At 73.8% G+C, this 17633-nt stretch carries 15 protein-coding genes and 2 pseudogenes; 13 read left to right on the top strand and 4 right to left on the bottom strand.

What is annotated here, in order from left to right; genetic code table 11:
- Positions 1-86: 86 nt before the first annotated feature.
- The 3 genes from D1J63_RS34180 to D1J63_RS34170 all read left to right on the top strand — a co-directional run bounded on the left by D1J63_RS34180 (position 87) and on the right by D1J63_RS34170 (position 3756).
- A complete protein-coding gene (locus tag D1J63_RS34180) occupies positions 87-2126 on the top strand; it encodes a glycoside hydrolase (protein ID WP_125634315.1) in 2040 nt (679 codons plus the stop codon).
- Between the two features lie 84 nt (positions 2127-2210).
- Complete coding sequence (locus tag D1J63_RS34175; RefSeq protein ID WP_125634313.1) at positions 2211-2852, top strand: sugar O-acetyltransferase; 642 nt, start codon at positions 2211-2213, stop codon at positions 2850-2852.
- 112 nt (positions 2853-2964) lie between these two features.
- Positions 2965-3756, top strand: coding sequence for an SAM-dependent methyltransferase (locus D1J63_RS34170; RefSeq protein WP_125634311.1), 792 nt, complete (start codon positions 2965-2967; stop codon positions 3754-3756).
- Between the two features lie 28 nt (positions 3757-3784).
- Here D1J63_RS34170 and D1J63_RS34165 read toward each other — a convergent pair whose 3' ends face one another.
- Positions 3785-3970 (bottom strand): hypothetical protein, encoded by a 186-nt coding sequence (locus tag D1J63_RS34165; protein WP_125634309.1) that lies wholly within the window; start codon positions 3968-3970, stop codon positions 3785-3787.
- A gap of 158 nt (positions 3971-4128) precedes the next feature.
- On the opposite strand from D1J63_RS34165, the gene D1J63_RS34160 reads away from it, so the two are divergent.
- The 8 genes from D1J63_RS34160 to proP all read left to right on the top strand — a co-directional run bounded on the left by D1J63_RS34160 (position 4129) and on the right by proP (position 13793).
- Positions 4129-5310, top strand: a complete 1182-nt coding sequence (locus D1J63_RS34160; RefSeq protein ID WP_125634307.1) for a spore photoproduct lyase family protein — start codon at positions 4129-4131, stop codon at positions 5308-5310.
- Between the two features lie 66 nt (positions 5311-5376).
- The gene (locus D1J63_RS34155; RefSeq protein WP_125634305.1) at positions 5377-5931 is read left to right on the top strand and encodes an MSMEG_1061 family FMN-dependent PPOX-type flavoprotein; all 555 of its coding nucleotides are present in this window, start codon (positions 5377-5379) and stop codon (positions 5929-5931) included.
- A gap of 117 nt (positions 5932-6048) precedes the next feature.
- Positions 6049-6912, top strand: a complete 864-nt coding sequence (locus tag D1J63_RS34150) for an ABC transporter ATP-binding protein (protein WP_125634303.1) — start codon at positions 6049-6051, stop codon at positions 6910-6912.
- Positions 6909-7892 carry a siderophore ABC transporter substrate-binding protein CdtB gene (gene cdtB, locus D1J63_RS34145; protein WP_125634301.1) on the top strand — a complete coding sequence of 328 codons (984 nt, stop codon included), beginning with the start codon at positions 6909-6911 and terminating at the stop codon, positions 7890-7892. The genes D1J63_RS34150 and cdtB overlap by 4 nt, the downstream gene beginning before the upstream one ends.
- Before the next feature lie 7 nt (positions 7893-7899).
- Positions 7900-9972: a siderophore ABC transporter permease CdtC gene (cdtC, locus tag D1J63_RS34140; protein WP_125634298.1), complete on the top strand. Its 2073-nt coding sequence runs from the start codon at positions 7900-7902 to the stop codon at positions 9970-9972.
- Positions 9973-10031: 59 nt separating this feature from the next.
- Positions 10032-10628, top strand: a complete 597-nt coding sequence (locus D1J63_RS34135; RefSeq protein ID WP_125634296.1) for a 3'-5' exonuclease — start codon at positions 10032-10034, stop codon at positions 10626-10628.
- Between the two features lie 158 nt (positions 10629-10786).
- A complete protein-coding gene (locus D1J63_RS34130) occupies positions 10787-12124 on the top strand; it encodes a lipase family protein (RefSeq protein ID WP_125634294.1) in 1338 nt (445 codons plus the stop codon).
- A 181-nt stretch (positions 12125-12305) separates the two neighbouring features.
- Complete coding sequence (gene proP / locus D1J63_RS34125; RefSeq protein WP_125636020.1) at positions 12306-13793, top strand: glycine betaine/L-proline transporter ProP; 1488 nt, start codon at positions 12306-12308, stop codon at positions 13791-13793.
- Here proP and D1J63_RS34120 read toward each other — a convergent pair.
- The 3 genes and pseudogenes from D1J63_RS34120 to D1J63_RS34110 form a co-directional block, all read right to left on the bottom strand.
- Complete coding sequence (locus tag D1J63_RS34120; RefSeq protein WP_125634292.1) at positions 13757-14695, bottom strand: EamA family transporter; 939 nt, start codon at positions 14693-14695, stop codon at positions 13757-13759. The two genes, proP and D1J63_RS34120, sit on opposite strands and share 37 nt — an antisense overlap.
- A 96-nt stretch (positions 14696-14791) precedes the next feature.
- Positions 14792-15283 (bottom strand): MSMEG_6728 family protein, encoded by a 492-nt coding sequence (locus D1J63_RS34115; RefSeq protein ID WP_125634290.1) that lies wholly within the window; start codon positions 15281-15283, stop codon positions 14792-14794.
- Positions 15284-15299: 16 nt separating this feature from the next.
- A pseudogene (locus D1J63_RS34110) lies at positions 15300-15646 on the bottom strand (DUF5914 domain-containing protein); the annotation flags it as partial.
- Between the two features lie 263 nt (positions 15647-15909).
- Between D1J63_RS34110 and D1J63_RS34105 the strand changes: the two are divergent.
- Both D1J63_RS34105 and D1J63_RS37615 read left to right on the top strand, forming a co-directional pair.
- Positions 15910-17113 (top strand): annotated as a pseudogene (locus D1J63_RS34105) (lycopene cyclase family protein).
- A 25-nt stretch (positions 17114-17138) separates the two neighbouring features.
- Positions 17139-17264, top strand: coding sequence for a hypothetical protein (locus D1J63_RS37615; protein WP_269671295.1), 126 nt, complete (start codon positions 17139-17141; stop codon positions 17262-17264).
- Positions 17265-17633 lie beyond the last annotated feature (369 nt).

Here is a 17633-nt window from a genome sequence, read left to right as displayed (position 1 = left end):
CACCCGCTCCGAGGCCGTCCCCTCCTGTCCCGGGCCGGGTGGAGGGGGCCACCGCAGCGACCACACCTTTCCGTTGGGAGCACACGATGGCACGCCGTACCCGCAGCAGACGCCTCCTCGGAGCCGCTGTTCTGACCTCCCTGGCCACCGGGGCCGCCCTGCTCGGCGTTCCCGCCCAGGCCGCCCCGGACGCGGCCGCCGCCTCCGTCACGGTGCGGCCGGACCCGTCCTACCGGCAGGAGGCGTTCGAGGGCTGGGGCACCAGCCTGGTCTGGTTCGCCAACGCCACCGGCGACTACCCGCCCGAGATCCGCGAGAAGCTGGCCCGGCTGCTGTTCGGCGACGACGGGCTGGGCCTGAACATCGCCCGGTACAACATCGGCGGCGGCAACGCGCCGGACGTCGAGGACTACCTGCGCGCCGGTGGCGCCGTCGAGGGCTGGTGGAAGGCGCCCGCGGGCACCACGCGCGAGGACACCGACTGGTGGAGCGCCGACGACCCGGCCGACTGGAACGAGGACGCCGACGCCACCCAGCGCTGGTGGGTCCAGCGCATCAAGGACGACATCGACCACTGGGAGACCTTCAGCAACTCCCCGCCCTGGTTCATGACCGTCAGCGGCTACGTGTCCGGCGGCTTCGACTCCTCCGCCGACCAGCTGAAGCCCGAGTCGGTCGACGACTTCGCCGCCTATCTCGCGGGCGCGACCAGGCGGCTGGAGAAGGCCGAGGGCATCGAGGTCGACACCGTGGACCCGTTCAACGAGCCCAACACCCCGTACTGGGGCACTCGGCTCGGCGCGGACGGCGAGCCCGTCGGCGGCCGGCAGGAAGGGGCCCACATGGGTCCCGAGCTGCAGCGCGAGGTGCTCCGGGCCCTCGCCCCGGCGCTGCGGAAGGCGAAGGTCAAGGCGGACATCTCGGCGATGGACGAGACCAACCCGGGGACCTTCGCGAAGAACTGGAGCGCCTACTCCGAGGCCGACCGCGCCCTGGTCGGGCAGATGAACGTCCACACCTACGGAACGGGGCAGCGCACCACCGTGCGGGACCTCGCCAGGGCCGCGGACAAACCGCTGTGGATGAGCGAGGTGGGCGGCGACTGGGGCGACGGCCAGGACTTCGAGGACATGCGGCCGGGTCTCGGCCTCGCCCAGCAGATCGTCGACGACCTGCGTGAACTGGAGCCCCGTGCCTGGGTGTTCTGGCAGCCCGTCGAGGACTACGACAACATGAAGCCGGGCGGCGAGTCCGCGAAGGGCGGCAACTGGGGCAGCATCCAGCTCCCGTTCGACTGCACCGCCGGGGACACCCTGGAGACCTGCCCGATCCGGACCAACACCAAGTTCGACACCGCCCGCAACTTCACCCACTTCATCAAGCCCGGCGACCGGCTGATCAAGACGGACGACACCTCCAGCGCCGCCGCCGTCACCCGCGACGGCAAGGGCGCCTCCCTCGTCCACGTCAACCGCACCGCCGAGGCCCGCACGGTCACTATCGACCTGTCGAAGTTCCGTGACGTGAGCCGCCGGGCCACCGTCACCCCGGTCGTGACGAGCGCCGACGGCAAGCTGGAGCGGCAGGCCCCGATCCGGGTGAGCGACCGCACGGCCACCTTCACCGTGCCCGCCCGGTCCGTCACCTCCTTCTCGATCGAGGGGGTCTCGGGCGTCGCGAAGGACGCCGCCGAGCTGCGCAAGGGCCACACCTACACGCTGACCGGCGTACAGAGCGGCAAGGCGGTCACCGTGGCCGGGGACGGCACGAACCTGGTCCTCGGCACCGGCGCCGACGCGAGCGCCGAGCAGTGGCGGCTGAGCGCGGTGCGCCAGGACGGCGGCGCCCGCGACCGCTACGTCTTCACCCGGCCCGGGGACGGGACACGACTGGCCGTACGGGACGACGTCCCGGTGGCCGAGCCGGACACCGGCAGGCGCGACCGGGCCGCCGAGTGGATGGCGTCGAGCACCGGCGACGGCACCTGGACCCTGGTCAACGCGGCCACCGGACGGCTGCTCGAAGTCGGGGGCCAGGCGACCCACGCGGGCGCGGCCGTCACGACCTGGCCGCCCAACTCCGGCGCCAACCAGCGCTGGACGCTGACGGACGTGTCCGCCGGCTGACTCCCCCTCGACGGCGGCCCCGTCCGCGGCCACCCGCGGGCGCGGACGGGCCGCCGTCCATCGGTACGGACCCGAGGAGACCGTATGACCACCGACCCCCGTGAGCGGGAGGTCCGCCGCAGGATGGCGGCCCGGGAGCTCTACTCGGACGGCGCCCCGGGCCTGGAGGGCCTGGCGGAGGAGCGGCTGCGCGGCAAGGAGCTGGCCGACGCCTACAACCGGACCGGCGCGCGGGACGAGGAGGGGCGCCGGGCACTGTTGAAGGAGACGTTCGCCTCGGTGGGCACGGGGGTGTGGATCGAGCCGCCGCTGCACGTGGCCTACGGCAGCCGTACGCACCTGGGCGACGACGTGTACGCCAACTTCGGCCTCACCCTCGTCGACGACGTCGAGGTCTTCGTCGGGAACCGGGTGATGTTCGCCCCGCACGTCACGATCAGCACGACCGGCCATCCCGTCCACCCGGACCTGCGCGCGGACGGCACCCAGTTCTCCGCGCCGGTGCGCATCGAGGACGACGTGTGGATCGGGGCCGGCGCGCTGATCATGCCGGGGGTGACCGTCGGCCGGGGTTCGGTGGTCGGCGCGGGCAGCGTGGTGACGGCGCACGTGCCGCCGATGACGGTCGTCGCCGGTACCCCGGCCCGGGTGCTGCGCGAGATCACCGACGCCGACCGCGCGTGGTCCTACCGTCCGCCGCGCACCCTGCGCCACCGCACCGGGTGAGCCGAGGGGGACGGCAACTTCCCCCGTCGGCCGGGCACATGGCACGGTGACACGGCAGTACGATGATCGAAAACTGCGGCGGAGCGTCACCTCCCGGACCACGGAGCCTGCCATGACGACGGACCATTCCCAGCCTCCCCACATCGACACCGGCCGGGCCCACCCCGCGCGTGTCTACGACTGGCTGCTGGGCGGCAAGGACAACTACCCGGTCGACGAGGCGGTGGGCGAGACGCTGCCGCCCGAGGCGCGGGACGCGGCGCGGCAGAACCGCGCGTTCATGAACCGCGCGGTGGCGCACCTCGCCGCGCGGGGCGTCGACCAGTTCCTGGACATCGGCACGGGCATCCCGACCGAGCCCAACCTGCACCAGATCGTCCAGCGGACGGTGCCGACGGCCCGGGTCGTCTACGCCGACAACGACCCGATCGTGCTGCGTCACGCGGAGGCACTGCTGGTCAGCAGCCCCGAGGGGGCCACGGACTACATCCAGGCCGACGTCCGCGAGCCGGACGAGATCGTGCGGCACGCCCGCGGCATCCTGGACTTCGACCGGCCGATCGCGCTCTCGCTGATCGCCCTCATGCACTTCGTCCCGGACGACCAGGACGCCCACGGCATCGTCCGGGGGCTGGTGGAGACGCTTCCGTCCGGCAGCCACCTGGTCCTGTCGCACGCCGCGATCGACCTCTTCCCCGAGCTGGCGGAGCAGGTGATCGCCCAGTACGCCAAGGGCGGCATCCGGCTGGGCTTCCGCACCCGGGCGGAGGTCGCCCGCTTCTTCGACGGCCTCGACCTGGTGCCGCCCGGCCTGGTCACGGCCACCGAGTGGTCCGGCGACGGCGTCCGGCCGCCCGCGCCGGAGGAGTGCGGTATCTACGCGGGTGTGGCGCGCATCCCCTGACCGGTGCGGCTCTGATCCGCCGGCGGGCTCAGCGGCGGCGCCCGCGCGTCGCCCAGCCGCTGCCGATTCCGGCGACGTGCAGGGCCAGCAGGGCGAGGCCGAGGAGCATGACGTTGGTGGAGGTGAAGACGTCGTTGGTCGACACCTCCGCCGCGTTGATCAGCCAGGCGAGGAGGAACAGAACAGCCGCGACGATGGCGAGCACGGTGCACATCCCTTCGGATCGGCGGCACCGGGGCGGTGCCGTGCAGCACGTATGCCCCCGAAGGGCCGTGTGACACGGCCGGGAGGTGCCGCGCGCTTCGTACAGTGGAGGGAACGGACCGCGGCGGAGCCGCCCGGTCACTGCCGCGTCCTCGTCACGGAGCCCTCATGCACGACCCGTCCACCGCGCCGGACGACGGCTCCGGTGCCCTGTTCGGCCTCGACGCCCTGGTGTCCGGTCCGCCGGCCGCCGTACCCGCGGCCGGACCGTGCTTCCGGGACTCGGCCGCCGCCCGCAGGCTGCTGCCGGTGCGCGAGATCCACGCCGAGCCGGCGGCGGCCGCCTCCCCGCGCGGCCGGCAGATCCTCGCCCGGTTCCCCGGGGCCCGCGTGGTCGAGGTGGACTCCCACTGGGGCATCCCCGGTCTGCACGGCAACGAGGGCAACGTCGAGCGCTGGGTCCGGGTCAAGGGCGAGACGCTCGTCCTGGGCGAGCGCAAGACGCTGACCACGCGGCCCAACGGCCGCTCCGCGGACTGGATCGCGCCGGGCGCCTCCAACGGCTGCGCGCTGGCCTGCGCCTACTGCTACGTGCCGCGCCGCAAGGGCTACGCCAATCCGATCACGGTCTTCACCAACGTCGACCGGATCGTCGCCCACCTCGGCCGGCACATCGCCCGGCTGGGGCCCAAGCGCGAGCCGAACCAGTGCGACACCGAGGCCTGGGTCTACGACGTCGGCGAGAACGGCGACTGCTCGGTGGACGCCCTGATCTGCGACAACACCGCGGACCTGGTGCGTGCCTTCAGGCAGTGGCCGACGGCCAAGGCGTCCTTCGCGACCAAGTTCGTCAACCCGGATCTGCTGGCCCTCGACCCGCGCGGCCGGACCCGGGTCCGCTTCTCGCTGATGCCGCCGGACGACTCCCGGCTGCTGGACGTGCGCACCTCCCCGGTCGCGGAGCGGATCGCCGCGGCAGGCGACTTCCTGGACGCGGGCTACGAGGTGCACTTCAACCTCTCCCCCGTGGTGGTGCGGCCGGGCTGGGAGGAGGCGTGGGCGGAGTTGCTGCGGCACCTCGACGACGTCCTGCCGGACCGCGTCAAGCGGCAGGCCGCCGCCGAGGTGATCATGCTGACGCACAACCGGGAGCTGCACGAGGTCAATCTGGGCTGGCATCCGCGCGCCGAGGAGGTGCTGTGGCGGCCGGAGATCCAGGAGGCCAAGCGTTCCGAGAACGGCGCGCTCAACGTGCGCTACCGCGTGGACGTCAAGACCGAGGCGGTCGGCCGGCTCCGTGCTCTGGTCGCCGCTCACGCGCCCTGGCTGCGGATCCGTTACGCCTTCTGAGCGCGGTTCCCCCGGGTTTCCGGGGGCGACGCCCGGTGTTAGGTAAGGCGTACCTAAGATCAGAGCATGTTTAGTGTGCAACAATCACCGGAAGCAGACGCCGCCGGCGCTGCCAGTGAGGAGGGCTGGGTCGAGCTCGGCTCGCGCGAGCGACTGCGCGAACTGCTGGGCGAGCCCTGGCCCGTCGTCATCGACAAGGTCCACGACCGCCTCACGGACGACGACCGGGCCATCCTGACCCGCTCGCCCTTCTGCCTCCTGGCGACCTCCGACGCGGCCGGCAACTGCGACGTGTCGCCACGTGGCGACAGCCCCGGCTTCACCCACGTCCTCGACTCCCGGACCCTCGCCCTGCCCGACCGGCCCGGCAACCGGCGCGGGGACAGCTTCCACAACATCCTCGACAATCCGCACGCCGGCCTGCTCTACCTGATCCCCGGCGGCAAGGAGGTACTGCGGGTCAACGGCCGGGCCCGCATCCTCACCGACGCGCCCTTCTTCCACGCGATGACGCGGGACGGCAGGCGCCCGGACCTCGCGCTGCTCCTGGAGATCGACGAGATCTACCTCCACTGCCCGATGTCCCTGAACCGGGCCGGGCTGTGGAAACCCCAGTCCTGAAGGGCGAGTTGAGCCGTTCGGCCCGGCGAGGGGCGAAGGGGCGGAACGACCGCCGCGGGAGCTGTACGGGCCCCGCCCCCCTACCAGCAGTTTTTAGGTTAGGCTAACCTTCGTCACGTGAGATCAGCTGAAGACGCAGCCGGTACCCCGCGCCTGCGCGGTCATGAGTTGTCGGCGACGGGCGTGACCGTCGCGTACGACGGCGTGGACGTCGTGCACGACGCGGGAGTCAGGCTAGAGCCCGGCCGGGTGACCGTCCTGGTGGGCCCCAACGGCAGTGGGAAGTCGACGCTGCTGCGGACCGTCGCCCGGCTGCAGCGGGCCCGCAGCGCCAGGATCGACATCGACGGCGGCACCGACGCGCTGGCGCTGACGTCCCGTGAGTTCTCGCGGTACGTCGCCCTGCTGACGCAGGGACGGCCGACGCCGGGCGGACTGACCGTGCGGGACGTCGTCGAGTTCGGCCGCTATCCGTACCGGGGCCGCTGGGGGCGGCCCGATCCCGAGGGCCCGGCCGCCGTCGACCGGGCGCTCGCGCTCACCGGCGTCACCGAGCTCGCCGGCCGCGGCGCCGATCACCTCTCCGGCGGTCAGCTCCAGCGGGTGTGGCTGGCGAGCTGTCTCGCCCAGGAGACCGGCGTACTGCTCCTGGACGAACCCACGACCTACCTCGACCTGCGCTACCAGGTCGAACTGCTCGACCTGATCCGCGACCTGGCGGACGACCACGGCATCGCCGTCGGGGTCGTCCTGCACGACCTCGACCAGGCGGCGGCCGTCGCCGACCGGATCACCCTTCTCGAAGCGGGCCGGATCGTCGCCGACGGCCCGCCCGAGGACGTGCTGACGCCGGAGCGGCTGACCGCCGTCTACGGCATCCGCATCGACGTCGAGACCGACCCCCTCACCGGCCGGCTGCGCACCCGCCCGATCGGCCGCCACCACATACGAACCCCCGAAAGGCTCGGCACCACCTCATGAGACGCCTCCTGCTCACCGCGGCCGCCACCACCGCCGCGGCGCTCACCCTCGCCGCCTGCGGCACCACCGAACCCGCCGCCGACAAGACGGAGAAGAAGGCCTCCGAGGCGATCACGCTCAAGGACGGCAAGGGCACCGAGGTGAAGCTCGACGGGCCGGCCAAGAAGGTCGTCGCCACCGAGTGGAACGTCGTCGAGAGCCTCGTCTCGCTCGGCGTCGACCCGGTCGGCGTGGCGGACGTCAAGGGCTACAAGACCTGGGACAGCGCCGTTCCGCTGAAGAACGAGCCGAAGGACATCGGCACCCGCGGCGAGCCGAGCATGGACACCGTCGCCTCCCTCGCCCCCGACCTCATCGTCGCCACCACGGATCTCCCGCCGGCCGCCGTGAAGCAGCTGCGCGAGGTCGCCCCGGTGATCGAGGTGACCTCCGCCGACGGCACCGGTCAGATCGACCGGATGCTGGAGAACGTCGACCTCATCGCCAAGGCCACCGGCACCACGGACCGGGCGAAGTCGCTGCGCGAGGACTTCGGGGCCAAGGTCGCCGAGGGCAAGAAGGCCCTGGCCGACGCCGGGATGGCCGGCAAGGACTTCGCCTTCGCCGACGGCTACGTCACCTCTAACCAGGTCTCGATCCGCCCCTACACGGCCACCTCGCTCATCGGTGAGGTCAACGAGGCCATCGGCCTGAAGAACGCCTGGACGGTGAAGGGCGACGAGGCCTACGGTCTCGGCACCACCGACGTCGAGGGTCTGACCAAGCTGCCCAAGGGCACCCAGTTCGCCTACATCGGCAACGACGAGGACCCCAGCGCCACGCCGTTCACCGGTGAACTGGCCAAGAACGCGGTGTGGAAGTCCCTGCCGTTCGTGAAGGCCGGCGACGTGCACCGGCTCGACGACGGCATCTGGATGTTCGGCGGTCCCGGGTCGATGGAGGCGTACATCGACGCCGTCGTCGGCGCCCTGACGAAGTAGCGGGGTCATGACCGTCACCGCAACCGAACCCACCGCCGCCACCGCGGCGACGGTCCCCACGTCCCGGTCGGGCGCGGCCGCGGTGACGGCCGGAATCGTCCTGCTGGTCGCCGTCCTGGCCGTCGTCGACATCACCCAGGGCACCGCCGCCGTCGGTCCGTCCGAGGTCTTCAAGGCCCTGACCGGGCGGGCCGACCCGGACGACGCGTCCGTGGTCGTCGCCTCGCGGCTGCCCCGGATGACCGCGGGGCTCCTGGTCGGCGCCGTCCTCGGCATGGCCGGCGCCGTGCTCCAGGCGGTCAGCCGCAACGTGCTCGCCTCCCCCGACACCCTCGCGGTGAACGCCGGTTCCTACCTGGCGCTGGGAGTGGCCGGTGCGACCGGCGTGTCGCTGCCGATGCTCGCCTCGTCCGGCGTCGCCTTCGTGGGCGGACTCGCGGCGGCCGCCGTCGTGCTCGGCCTGTCCGGTCTCGGCACGGGCACCGTCCGGCTGGTGCTGGCGGGCACCGCGCTGATGCTGGGCCTCAACTCCATGACGGAGGGCCTGCTGCTGCTCTTCCCCGAGCAGACCGAGGGCCTCTACGCGTGGAACCAGGGCAGCATCGCCCAGAACGGCTTCGACGGCGTCCTGCGGATGCTGCCGATCGCCCTGGCCGGGCTGGCCGGGCTGATGCTGACGGCCCGCCGGGTGGACGCGCTGGCCCTCGGCGACGACGCGGCGCGCGGTCTCGGCGTCCCGGTCCGGGCCACCCGGGTCACGGTCGTCGTGCTCGCGGCACTGTTGTCCGCCGCCGCGGTCACGCTCGCCGGCCCCATCGGCTTCGTCGGCCTGTGCGCGCCCGCCCTGGTGCGCCCGCTCGCCCGCAGGTTCCGCGGCTTCACCCGCTCCCGCGGCGCGATGCCCGCGGCCGCCCTCACCGGCGCGGCCCTGGTGCTGGGTTCGGACGTGCTGCTGCGGGCCCTGGTCGCGGGCGAACGCGCGGTGTCCGTGCCCACGGGCGTGGTCACCAGCCTGGTCGGCGCCGTGTTCCTGGTCGCCATGGCGCTGCGGGTGCGGGACACCGCCGGGGCCGGGGCGCCGGACCGGCTGCGCACTCCCGGGCGGGGAGTGTTCCTGGCCACGGTCACGGTCCTCGTCGTGGTCCTGGTCGGGCTCGTGATCGCCGCCGTGCTGGTGGGCGACACCAAGCTGCTGCTCGGCGACGTCGTCAACTGGGCCCAGGGGCGGGCCGGGCGGGCCGTCTCCTTCGTGCTGGACACGCGGGTGCCGCGGGTGCTCGCCGCGCTGGGCGCGGGTGCGGCGCTCGCCCTGGCGGGCACGCTCGTGCAGGCCGTCACGCGCAATCCGCTCGCCGAGCCGAACGTCCTCGGTGTGACCGGCGGTGGCGCGCTGGGTGCGGTGATCTTCGTGACCACGGTGCCGGCCGCCGGCACGTGGGGCGTCGCGGGCGCCGCGTTCGCGGGGTCCGCCGTCACCGCCGTCCTCGTCTTCGGGCTCGCCGCCCGGGGCGGTTTCCGGCAGAACCGGCTGGTCCTCGTCGGGATCGGCGTGGCGTCCGGGACTGCGGCGCTGATCAGTCTGCTGATCGTGCTCACCGACCCGTTCAACGCGACCAAGGCGCTGACCTGGCTGTCGGGTTCGACCTACGGGCGGACCATGCCGGACGTCGTGCCGGTGGCGCTGGCCCTGGTCGTCGGCATCGGTGTGGCCGTCGCCCGGCGCACCGAGCTGGACCTGATCTCGCTGGACGAGGACACGCCGCGCCTGCTCGGCCTGCGGCTGGCTCCGGGGCGCCTCGGCTTCCTGGTGATGAGCGTCGTCCTCAGCGCGACCGCGGTGGCCTGCGCGGGCACCATCGGGTTCGTCGGGCTGGTGGCTCCGCACGCGGCGCGCGCCCTCGTGGGCCGGCGGCACGTGCGGGTCGTGCCGGTGGCGGTCCTGCTGGGCGCCGTCCTCGTCTGTGCCGCCGACCTCGTCGGCCGCACGGTCATCGCCCCGGCGCAGCTCGGCGCGGGCCTGATGACGGCCGTGATCGGTACGCCGTACTTCCTGTACCTGCTGGTACGGAGCCGTCGCTAGGGAGTCCGCGGGCGGAAAACCGGGTGCCCCCGGATCCGTGCCCCCCGTACGGTGCCGCCATGGACCGGCGCGGCGCGGACGGGGGCCACGCGGGCCTGCTGAACGTCATCGATCTCGAGGCCACCTGCTGGGAGGGGCAGCCGCCGCCCGGCGCGGTGAGCGAGATCATCGAGATCGGTCTCGCGGTGGTGGACCTCGACGCCCGGGAACGGGTGGCCCGGCACCGGATCCTGGTGCGGCCCACCCGCTCCCGGGTCGGCGCGTTCTGCACGGAGCTGACCGGTATCACCCAGGGCGAGGCCGACCGGGGCGTGAGTCTCGCCCGGGCCTGCGACATTCTGGTGCGGGACCACGGCGCCGGCGTACGGCCCTGGGCGAGCTGGGGCGACTACGACCGCAAGCAGTTGGTCCGCCAGTGCGCGGCGGACGGGATCGCCCACCCCTTCGGCCACCCGGCCGAGCGCGCGCACACCAACGCCAAGGCGGTCTTCGCCGAGGCCCACGGGCTGCGCAGGCGTCCCGGCATGGCGCGGGCCCTGGGGATCGCCGGGCTGCCGCTCGAAGGGCGGCACCACCGGGGCGTGGACGACGCCTGGAACATCGCGGCGCTGGTTCTCCGGCTGGCCGGTATGGGCGCCTGGCCCGGCTCTTGTTAGACGCGACGTCAAGTTACTGAACCGTAATGAGTCAGGTGCTACCCCTGGTAACCCCTGTCCGGTTACGGTCCCGTAACCCCACAGGAGCAGCGCGGCCACGGCCCTGACCCCACGGGACCGCGGACGACCGGATCCGGCCCTTCCCCAGGAGGTTCGCGATGCCCCCACGTCCACGCATGCTCGCCGCGGCGATCACCGCCGCGCTCGCCGTCGGCGCCCAGGCCGTCCCGGCCGCCGCGGCCGACGGCGCGGCCACCGGCCCGTCGGCCACCACGTCCCGCGGCGTCGAGATACCCGCCTTCTACACCCCGCCGTCCGAACTCCCGGGCGCCGACGGGACGGTGATCCGCAGCGAGCCGCTCCCCCTGGCGCTGAGCCTGCCCGGGATCGACGGCCCGCTCCCCGGCCGGGCGACCCGGCTGATGTACAAGTCCACCGACGCCAACGGCGAGGCCGTCGCCGTCACCGGCGCCTACATCGAACCGGCCGCGAAGTGGCGCGGCGACGGGCCGCGCCCCCTGGTCGCCGTCGCGCCCGGCACGATGGGCCAGGGCGACCAGTGCGCCGCCTCGATGGCCCTGGAGCACCCGTTGCGGCTCAACGGCCAAACGGTCTCCGTCGGTTACGAGGACCTGTCGGTGTACCGCCTCCTGCTGCGCGGCGTCGCCGTCGTCGTCACCGACTACGTGGGCCTCGGCACCACCGACCGGCTGCACACCTACGTCAACCGCGTCGACGGGGCCCACGCCGTGCTGGACGCCGTACGCGCCGCGCGCTCCCTCGACTCGTCGTCCGTCACCTCCGAGTCCCGGGTGGGGCTGTTCGGGTACAGCCAGGGCGGCGGAGCCACGGCGGCCGCGGCCGAGCTCCAGCCCTCCTACGCCCCGGACGTCGAGCTGTCCGGCACCTACGCCGGTGCCCCGCCCGCCGACCTGACGGAGGTGACGGAGGCGATCGACGGCGGCGACCTGGCGGGCGCGCTGGGCTGGTCGCTGAACGGCTTCCTGCAGACCGAACCGGCCCTGCGGCCCATCGCCGACCGGTACGTCAACGAGGCGGGCGAGAAGGCGCTGAAGGACCTGTCGACCATGTGCGTCGGCGACGCCCTCTTCGCGTACGGTGGCCGGAGCAGCACGGACTGGACGAAGACCGGGCAGTCCCTCGGCGACATCATCCGGGCCGAGCCCGCGCTCCAGGCCTTCCTGGCCGAGCAGCGCATCGGCTCGCGGAAGCCCGGCAGCCCCGTGCGCGTGGCCACCGGCACCAGCGACGACCTGGTCCCCCACGCCCAGGCCCGGCGACTGGCCGTCGAGTGGTGCGACAAGGGCGCGAAGGTCACCTACGTCCCCGTGGTCCTGCCGGGCGTGGGCAGCGGCCTGCTGAACCACTTCGCCCCGTTGCTCGCCGATCAGGGCAACGCCATCTCCTGGCTCACCGACCGGCTCTCCGGCAGGCCGGCCGGCTCCAACTGCTGGAGCATGCCGGTACAGCCCTGAGCCGTACCGCACCGCCGCTGCCCGGGGCAACCGCGCCGCCCCGGGCAGCGGCTCCGGCATGCGCCCCTCCCCGGTTGCGGCACAGAATTCGCTCAGGCGAACCGTGGCGGAGCGACAGGAAGGCAGCGGCGTGGTCGACGCGAAGCCCGACGGCGGGTCCGGTCCCCCGGGCGGGGCGAAGATGCCGAGTACGGTCGCGCGACTGCCGCGGCAGGTGCGCGAGGAGCTGGCCCGCCGGCTCCGCCGCACCAGGCGGGCCTTTCGCGAGGAGGACGTCCAGGTCGTCGAGGCACCGCTGCTCAAGCGGGCGGTCGGGGCCTCGGCGCTCGGCAACTGCATGGAGTGGTTCGACTTCGGCGTCTACAGCTATCTGGCCGCCACCATCGGCAAGGTGTTCTTCCCCGGTGCCTCCCCCGCCGCCCAGGTGATCTCCTCCTTCGCCACCTTCGCCGCGGCCTTCGTCGTACGCCCGCTCGGCGGCCTGTTCTTCGGCCCGCTCGGGGACCGGGTCGGACGGCAGAAGGTGCTCGCCACCACCATGATCATGATGGCGCTCGGCACCTTCTCCATCGGCCTCATCCCCAGCTACGCCACCATCGGCATCGCCGCCCCGATCCTGCTGCTGCTCGCCCGGATGGTCCAGGGCTTCTCCACCGGCGGCGAGTACGGCGGAGCCACCACCTTCGTCGCCGAGTACTCACCCGACCGGCGGCGCGGCTTCCTCTCCAGCTGGCTCGACTTCGGCACCTTCGTCGGCTACGCGCTGGGCTCGGCGCTGGTCACCGTCCTGAACCTGTCGCTGACCGACGATCAGATGCTGCACTGGGGCTGGCGGCTGCCGTTCCTGATCGCGGGCCCGCTCGGCATCATCGGCCTGTACATGCGGCTCAAGCTGGAGGAGTCGCCCGCCTTCCAGCAGCAGCTCGACGAGCACGAGAAGGGCCTGGCGCAGGAGTCGGCGGGCAGCGAGTTCAAGACGATCGTGCGCGAGCACTGGCGCCCGCTGCTGATCTGCATGGGCCTGGTGCTGCTCTACAACGTCACCAACTACATGGTCACCGGCTATCTGCCGACCTACCAGACGGAGACCCTGGACCGCTCCAGCGGCTTCGCGGACGTGCTGGTGCTGATCGGCATGGTCTGGATCGTGCTGCTGATCACCTTCCTCGGCCGGCTCAGCGACCACGTCGGCCGCCGCCCGCTGTACGCCGTCGGCGCGGCGGCGATGATCGTCCTCGCCGTCCCGGCGTTCCTGCTGCTCAAGTCGGACGGCGTCTGGGCCCCGGTCCTCGGGGTGCTGCTGCTGTCCACCCTGCTGGCGTGCTTCGCCGCGCCCAGCGCGGCCACCCTGCCCGCGCTGTTCCCGACCGCCGTGCGCTACGCCGCGATGGCCATCGGCTTCAACTTCGCCGTCGCGGCCTTCGGCGGCACCACACCGCTGGTCGCCGAGGCGCTGGTGAGCATCACCGGCGACGACCTGATGCCCGCGTACTACCTGATGGCCGCCGGCGCCATCGGGCTGGTCACCGTGCGGTTCCTGCCGGAGAGCGCCCAGGTGCCGCTGCACGGCTCGCAGCCCATGGTCGGCTCCCAGCAGGAGCAGCGCGAACTCATCACGACCTCGAAGGACCTCTACAGCTTCTCCAAGGACCGCTCGAAGGCCTCCTGACGCCCGGCCCCGGCTCGCCGCCCGCGCGCAGGCGGCCGCACCGCTCCCGACCCGACGGCGACCCCGGCGAAGACCAGGGCGCTGCCCACGGCCTGCGCCGCGCCGTAGGACCCGGTGCCGACGAGCGGGGCCGTGCAGGCGGCGGCGACCGGGATCAGTCCGGAGAACAGGGTGGCGCGCTCGGCCCCGATCCGCTGCATGCCCATGTACCAGCACACGAACCCGACGACGGTGACCACCACCGCCTGCCACAGCAGCGCGCCCGCCTCCACCGCGTCCGGCCGGGGCAGCCACCCGGTCCCGTCGGCCAGGACGCCGACGACCGCCGACTCGGCCGCCGCGACGCCGCACACCACGGCGGACAGCAGCCGCGGTCCCAGCGGCCGCAGTACGGGCACGGCCAGCACGGCGAACCCGACCTCCCCGGCCAGCGCGCACACCGAGAAGGCGATGCCCGCGCCGTCGGTGCGCCCCCAGCCCTGGACCGTGAAGGCGCCGACGGCCACGAACAACGCCCCGTACAGGACGACCCGTTGCGGTCTGCGCCCCGCCAGGAGGGGAACGACGACGGCGACGACCACGGGCGCGCAGCCCACGAAGACGCCGGGCACCGCGGGTTCCGCCGTGCGTTCCGCGGCGAGGACGGCCAGGTTGAAGCCGACCATGCCCACGGCCGCGAGCAGCGCGAGGCGCACCCACCGGCCGGCGCCGAGCGCGCGCAGCCGGGCCGTGGCGCCGGGGCCGGCCAGCGGCAGGAGCAGCAGGAGGGCCAGGCCGTAGCGCAGGAACTGCCCGCCCGCGTACGGGTAGTCGCCGAGCAGGCTGTTGGCGGTGAAGGACCCTCCGACGAGGACACAGGCGAGCGCGGCGAGCAGGGCCCCGCGCGTGGTGGTGGCGTTCATGCCGACGACGCTAGGAAACGCGGCGGTCCCTTACGGGGTCCACTCGGGGGGCGTCATCGGGGACCAATCGCCGAGCGCTCACCGGTTTGGCGGCCGTCACCGGTCGCCGTTTCCCGGGCCGTCGCGCTCCCGGTCCGAACTCGGCCACACATAGGGCAGGTCGTCCGGGACCCCCGGGAACAGCTCGGCGTACACGGCGGGCTCCTTGCGCACCAGGGCCGAGCGGTGGCTGCGGTGGAAGGCCTCGTCACCGAGCCAGGGCGGCAGTTCCCCGGCGTCGGCCAGCTCCCGCTGGTCCCGCACCGGCTCGCCCGGACGGTACTCGGCGAGCCCCGCGACGAGTGAGGCGGCGCAGCTGTCCTGGTGGCCCTGTTCGCGCCAGACCCGGCAGACGTCGAGGCCGTAGCGGACGAGTGCCTCCTCGTAGCCCGTCCACATCCGCACCGCGGGGTGCCGGCGCCAGCCGTAGCCGGGGACGGTGAGTCCGCGCAGCACCTGGAGCGCCTCCACGCGCTGTTTGCCGAGGCGGCGCCGGTCCAGGGTCAGTGCCGAGTCCCGGAAGCCGGGGTGGGGAAGGAAGGTCTGCATCGCGGTGCCGCTCCGTTCAGCCGGGGAAGAGGCCGCGGGCGCGCAGCCGTGCGCGGCGTTCGGCGTAGGTGAGGTCGTCGCGCCACAGGCGGCCCGCGGCGGCCCGCATCAGTGGCCGCAGCGCCGGTGCCAGGCGGCGGGCCAGGGGGAATCCGGGCCGGTCCGAGGTGGCGAGCACCGCCTCGACGACCGCGGTGCGCGGCCGGCCGTGCGGGTCCGGGCCGAGCGGCGTGGCGTGGCTCTCCACGACGGAGCCGGTGCCCTCGCCCTCGGTGATGCGCATGACGACGGTGCGGGGTCCGGGCACGGTGCACTCGGCCCGGACGGGACGACGAGCCGGCCGGTCAGCCGGAAGGAGATGTCCGCCGTGGTCGACCGTGCTGCGTGGCATCGCGGATCCTCTCGTACGGGTCGGCCCCATGCCTTCCCCCTCGGCCTCCGGCGCGACGCCGTGGGGGCGGGTTCCCGCCCGGCAGTCACCCGCCCGGCGGTATCGCGTCCCCCGGCGGGTACCCGTCTCGCGCCGTCCAGCGCGCCGCACGTCGCACGGACGACGCCGGGCGGAATACTCCGCCGGACCGGACCGGACCTGGCCGGACCGGCGGACGGAAGGGAAGGAGGCGGGCGTGCTCGACGCGGACATCGTGGTCGTCGGCGCGGGGGCGGCGGGTCTCTCCCTGGTGCACCGGCTGGCGGCCGACGCGCGGCCGGGTGCGGCGCCCTCCGTCGTCCTGGTCGATCCGCCGCCGGGTCCGCTGCGGCCCCCGCGGCGCACCTGGTGCTTCTGGGAGGCCGGGGCCGGCCGCTTCGACCGGGCGGCGACGGCGTCGTGGGAGTCGCTGCGGGTGCACGGACGGGACGGCACGGCTGTCCGGCGGCACATCGCGCCCGCCCGCTACAAGATGATCCGCTCGGACGACTTCGAGGCCCTGGTGGAACGGGACCTGAAGGACCGTCCGGGGGTGCGGCGTGTCGAGGCCACCGTCGGTGCCGTGACCGGTCTGCCGGACGACACCGTGCGGGTGGCGGCCACGGACACCGCCGGGGCGGCGGTCGACCTGCGCGCCCGCTGGGTGTACGACTCCCGTCCGCCCGGCCGGCTGCCGGCCGCCCGCACCCGGCTGCTCCAGCACTTCCGGGGCTGGTTCGTCCGCACCGACCGGCCGGTCTTCGACCCCGAGGTGGTCGACCTGATGGACTTCCGCACCGCGCAGCCGCGGCGGGGCCTGTCGTTCGGCTATGTGCTGCCGACCGGTCGGCACACCGCGCTGGTCGAGTACACGGAGTTCGGCCCGGCGCCCCTGTCGACCGAGGCGTACGACGGCGCGCTGGAGGACTACACGCGCCGCGTCCTGCGCACCGGCCCCCCTGGAGGTGCTGTCGACCGAGCAGGGGATCATCCCGATGACCGACGCCGTCTTCGAGCAGCGTGCCGAGGGCGGCGACCGGGTCTTCCGGATCGGTGTCGCGGGCGGCGCGACCCGGGGGTCCACGGGCTACACGTTCGCCGCCGTGCAGCGGCAGTCCGAGGCCGTCGCGCGTGCGCTGCGGGCGGGCCGCCGCCCGGTGCCGCCGCCCCCGCATCCGGCGCGGGCCCGGTGGATGGACGCGGTGCTGCTGCGGGCCCTGGACACGGGCCGGGTCGACGGTCCCGACCTCTTCTTCCGGCTGTTCGACCGCGTCCCCGCCGGGCGGCTGCTGCGCTTCCTCGACGGCCGGTCCCGGCCGTACGAGGACCTCGCGGTCGGGGTGCGCGTCCCCGTCCTGCCGATGCTGCGCACGGCGGCCGAACTGCCGTGGGTGCCGCGCCGCCACCTGTCCGTCCGCTGAGCTCCGACCCACCCGGGAGTCCCCGATGCCCCTGCCGCGCGACGCCGCGCCGACCGCCGGCTCCGACCACGGGCCGGGCCAGTGGACGGTGCCCGACCGGGGCCGCTCCGCGCCACTGCGGGCCCTGGCACGCCGGTTCGGGGCGCCCTGACACCGGCGGGTCACCGAGCCACGGGCCCCGGAGCACGCTCGGGCCGACCGGCCGCGGCGGCACGGGACGCGGCGCTGTGGTTTGCCCGCGGCACTGCGTCCCCCGACACACCGGCCCGGAGCACACGCAAGCCAACCGGCCGCAGCGGCACTCGACGCGGCGATACGGGCACGCGACGCCGCGTCCCCCGACGCACCGGCCGGGAGCGCACCCAAGCCGACCGGCCTCGGCGATACCGGACGACGCACCGACACGGGCGGGCCACAGCGCCGCGGGCACCGGCGCGCCGGTTCGCAGTCCGTTCAAGCCGACCGGCCGCGGCGGCGCGGGACGCACCGACACGGGCAGCCCGCGACGCCGCGTCCCCCG

It is taken from the genome of Streptomyces sp. KPB2 (assembly GCF_003950055.1).
GTDB classification, from domain to species: domain Bacteria; phylum Actinomycetota; class Actinomycetes; order Streptomycetales; family Streptomycetaceae; genus Streptomyces; species Streptomyces salinarius.
The sequence above is the reverse complement of the archived record's forward strand: the minus strand, read 5'-3'. Positions and strand labels throughout refer to the sequence as shown.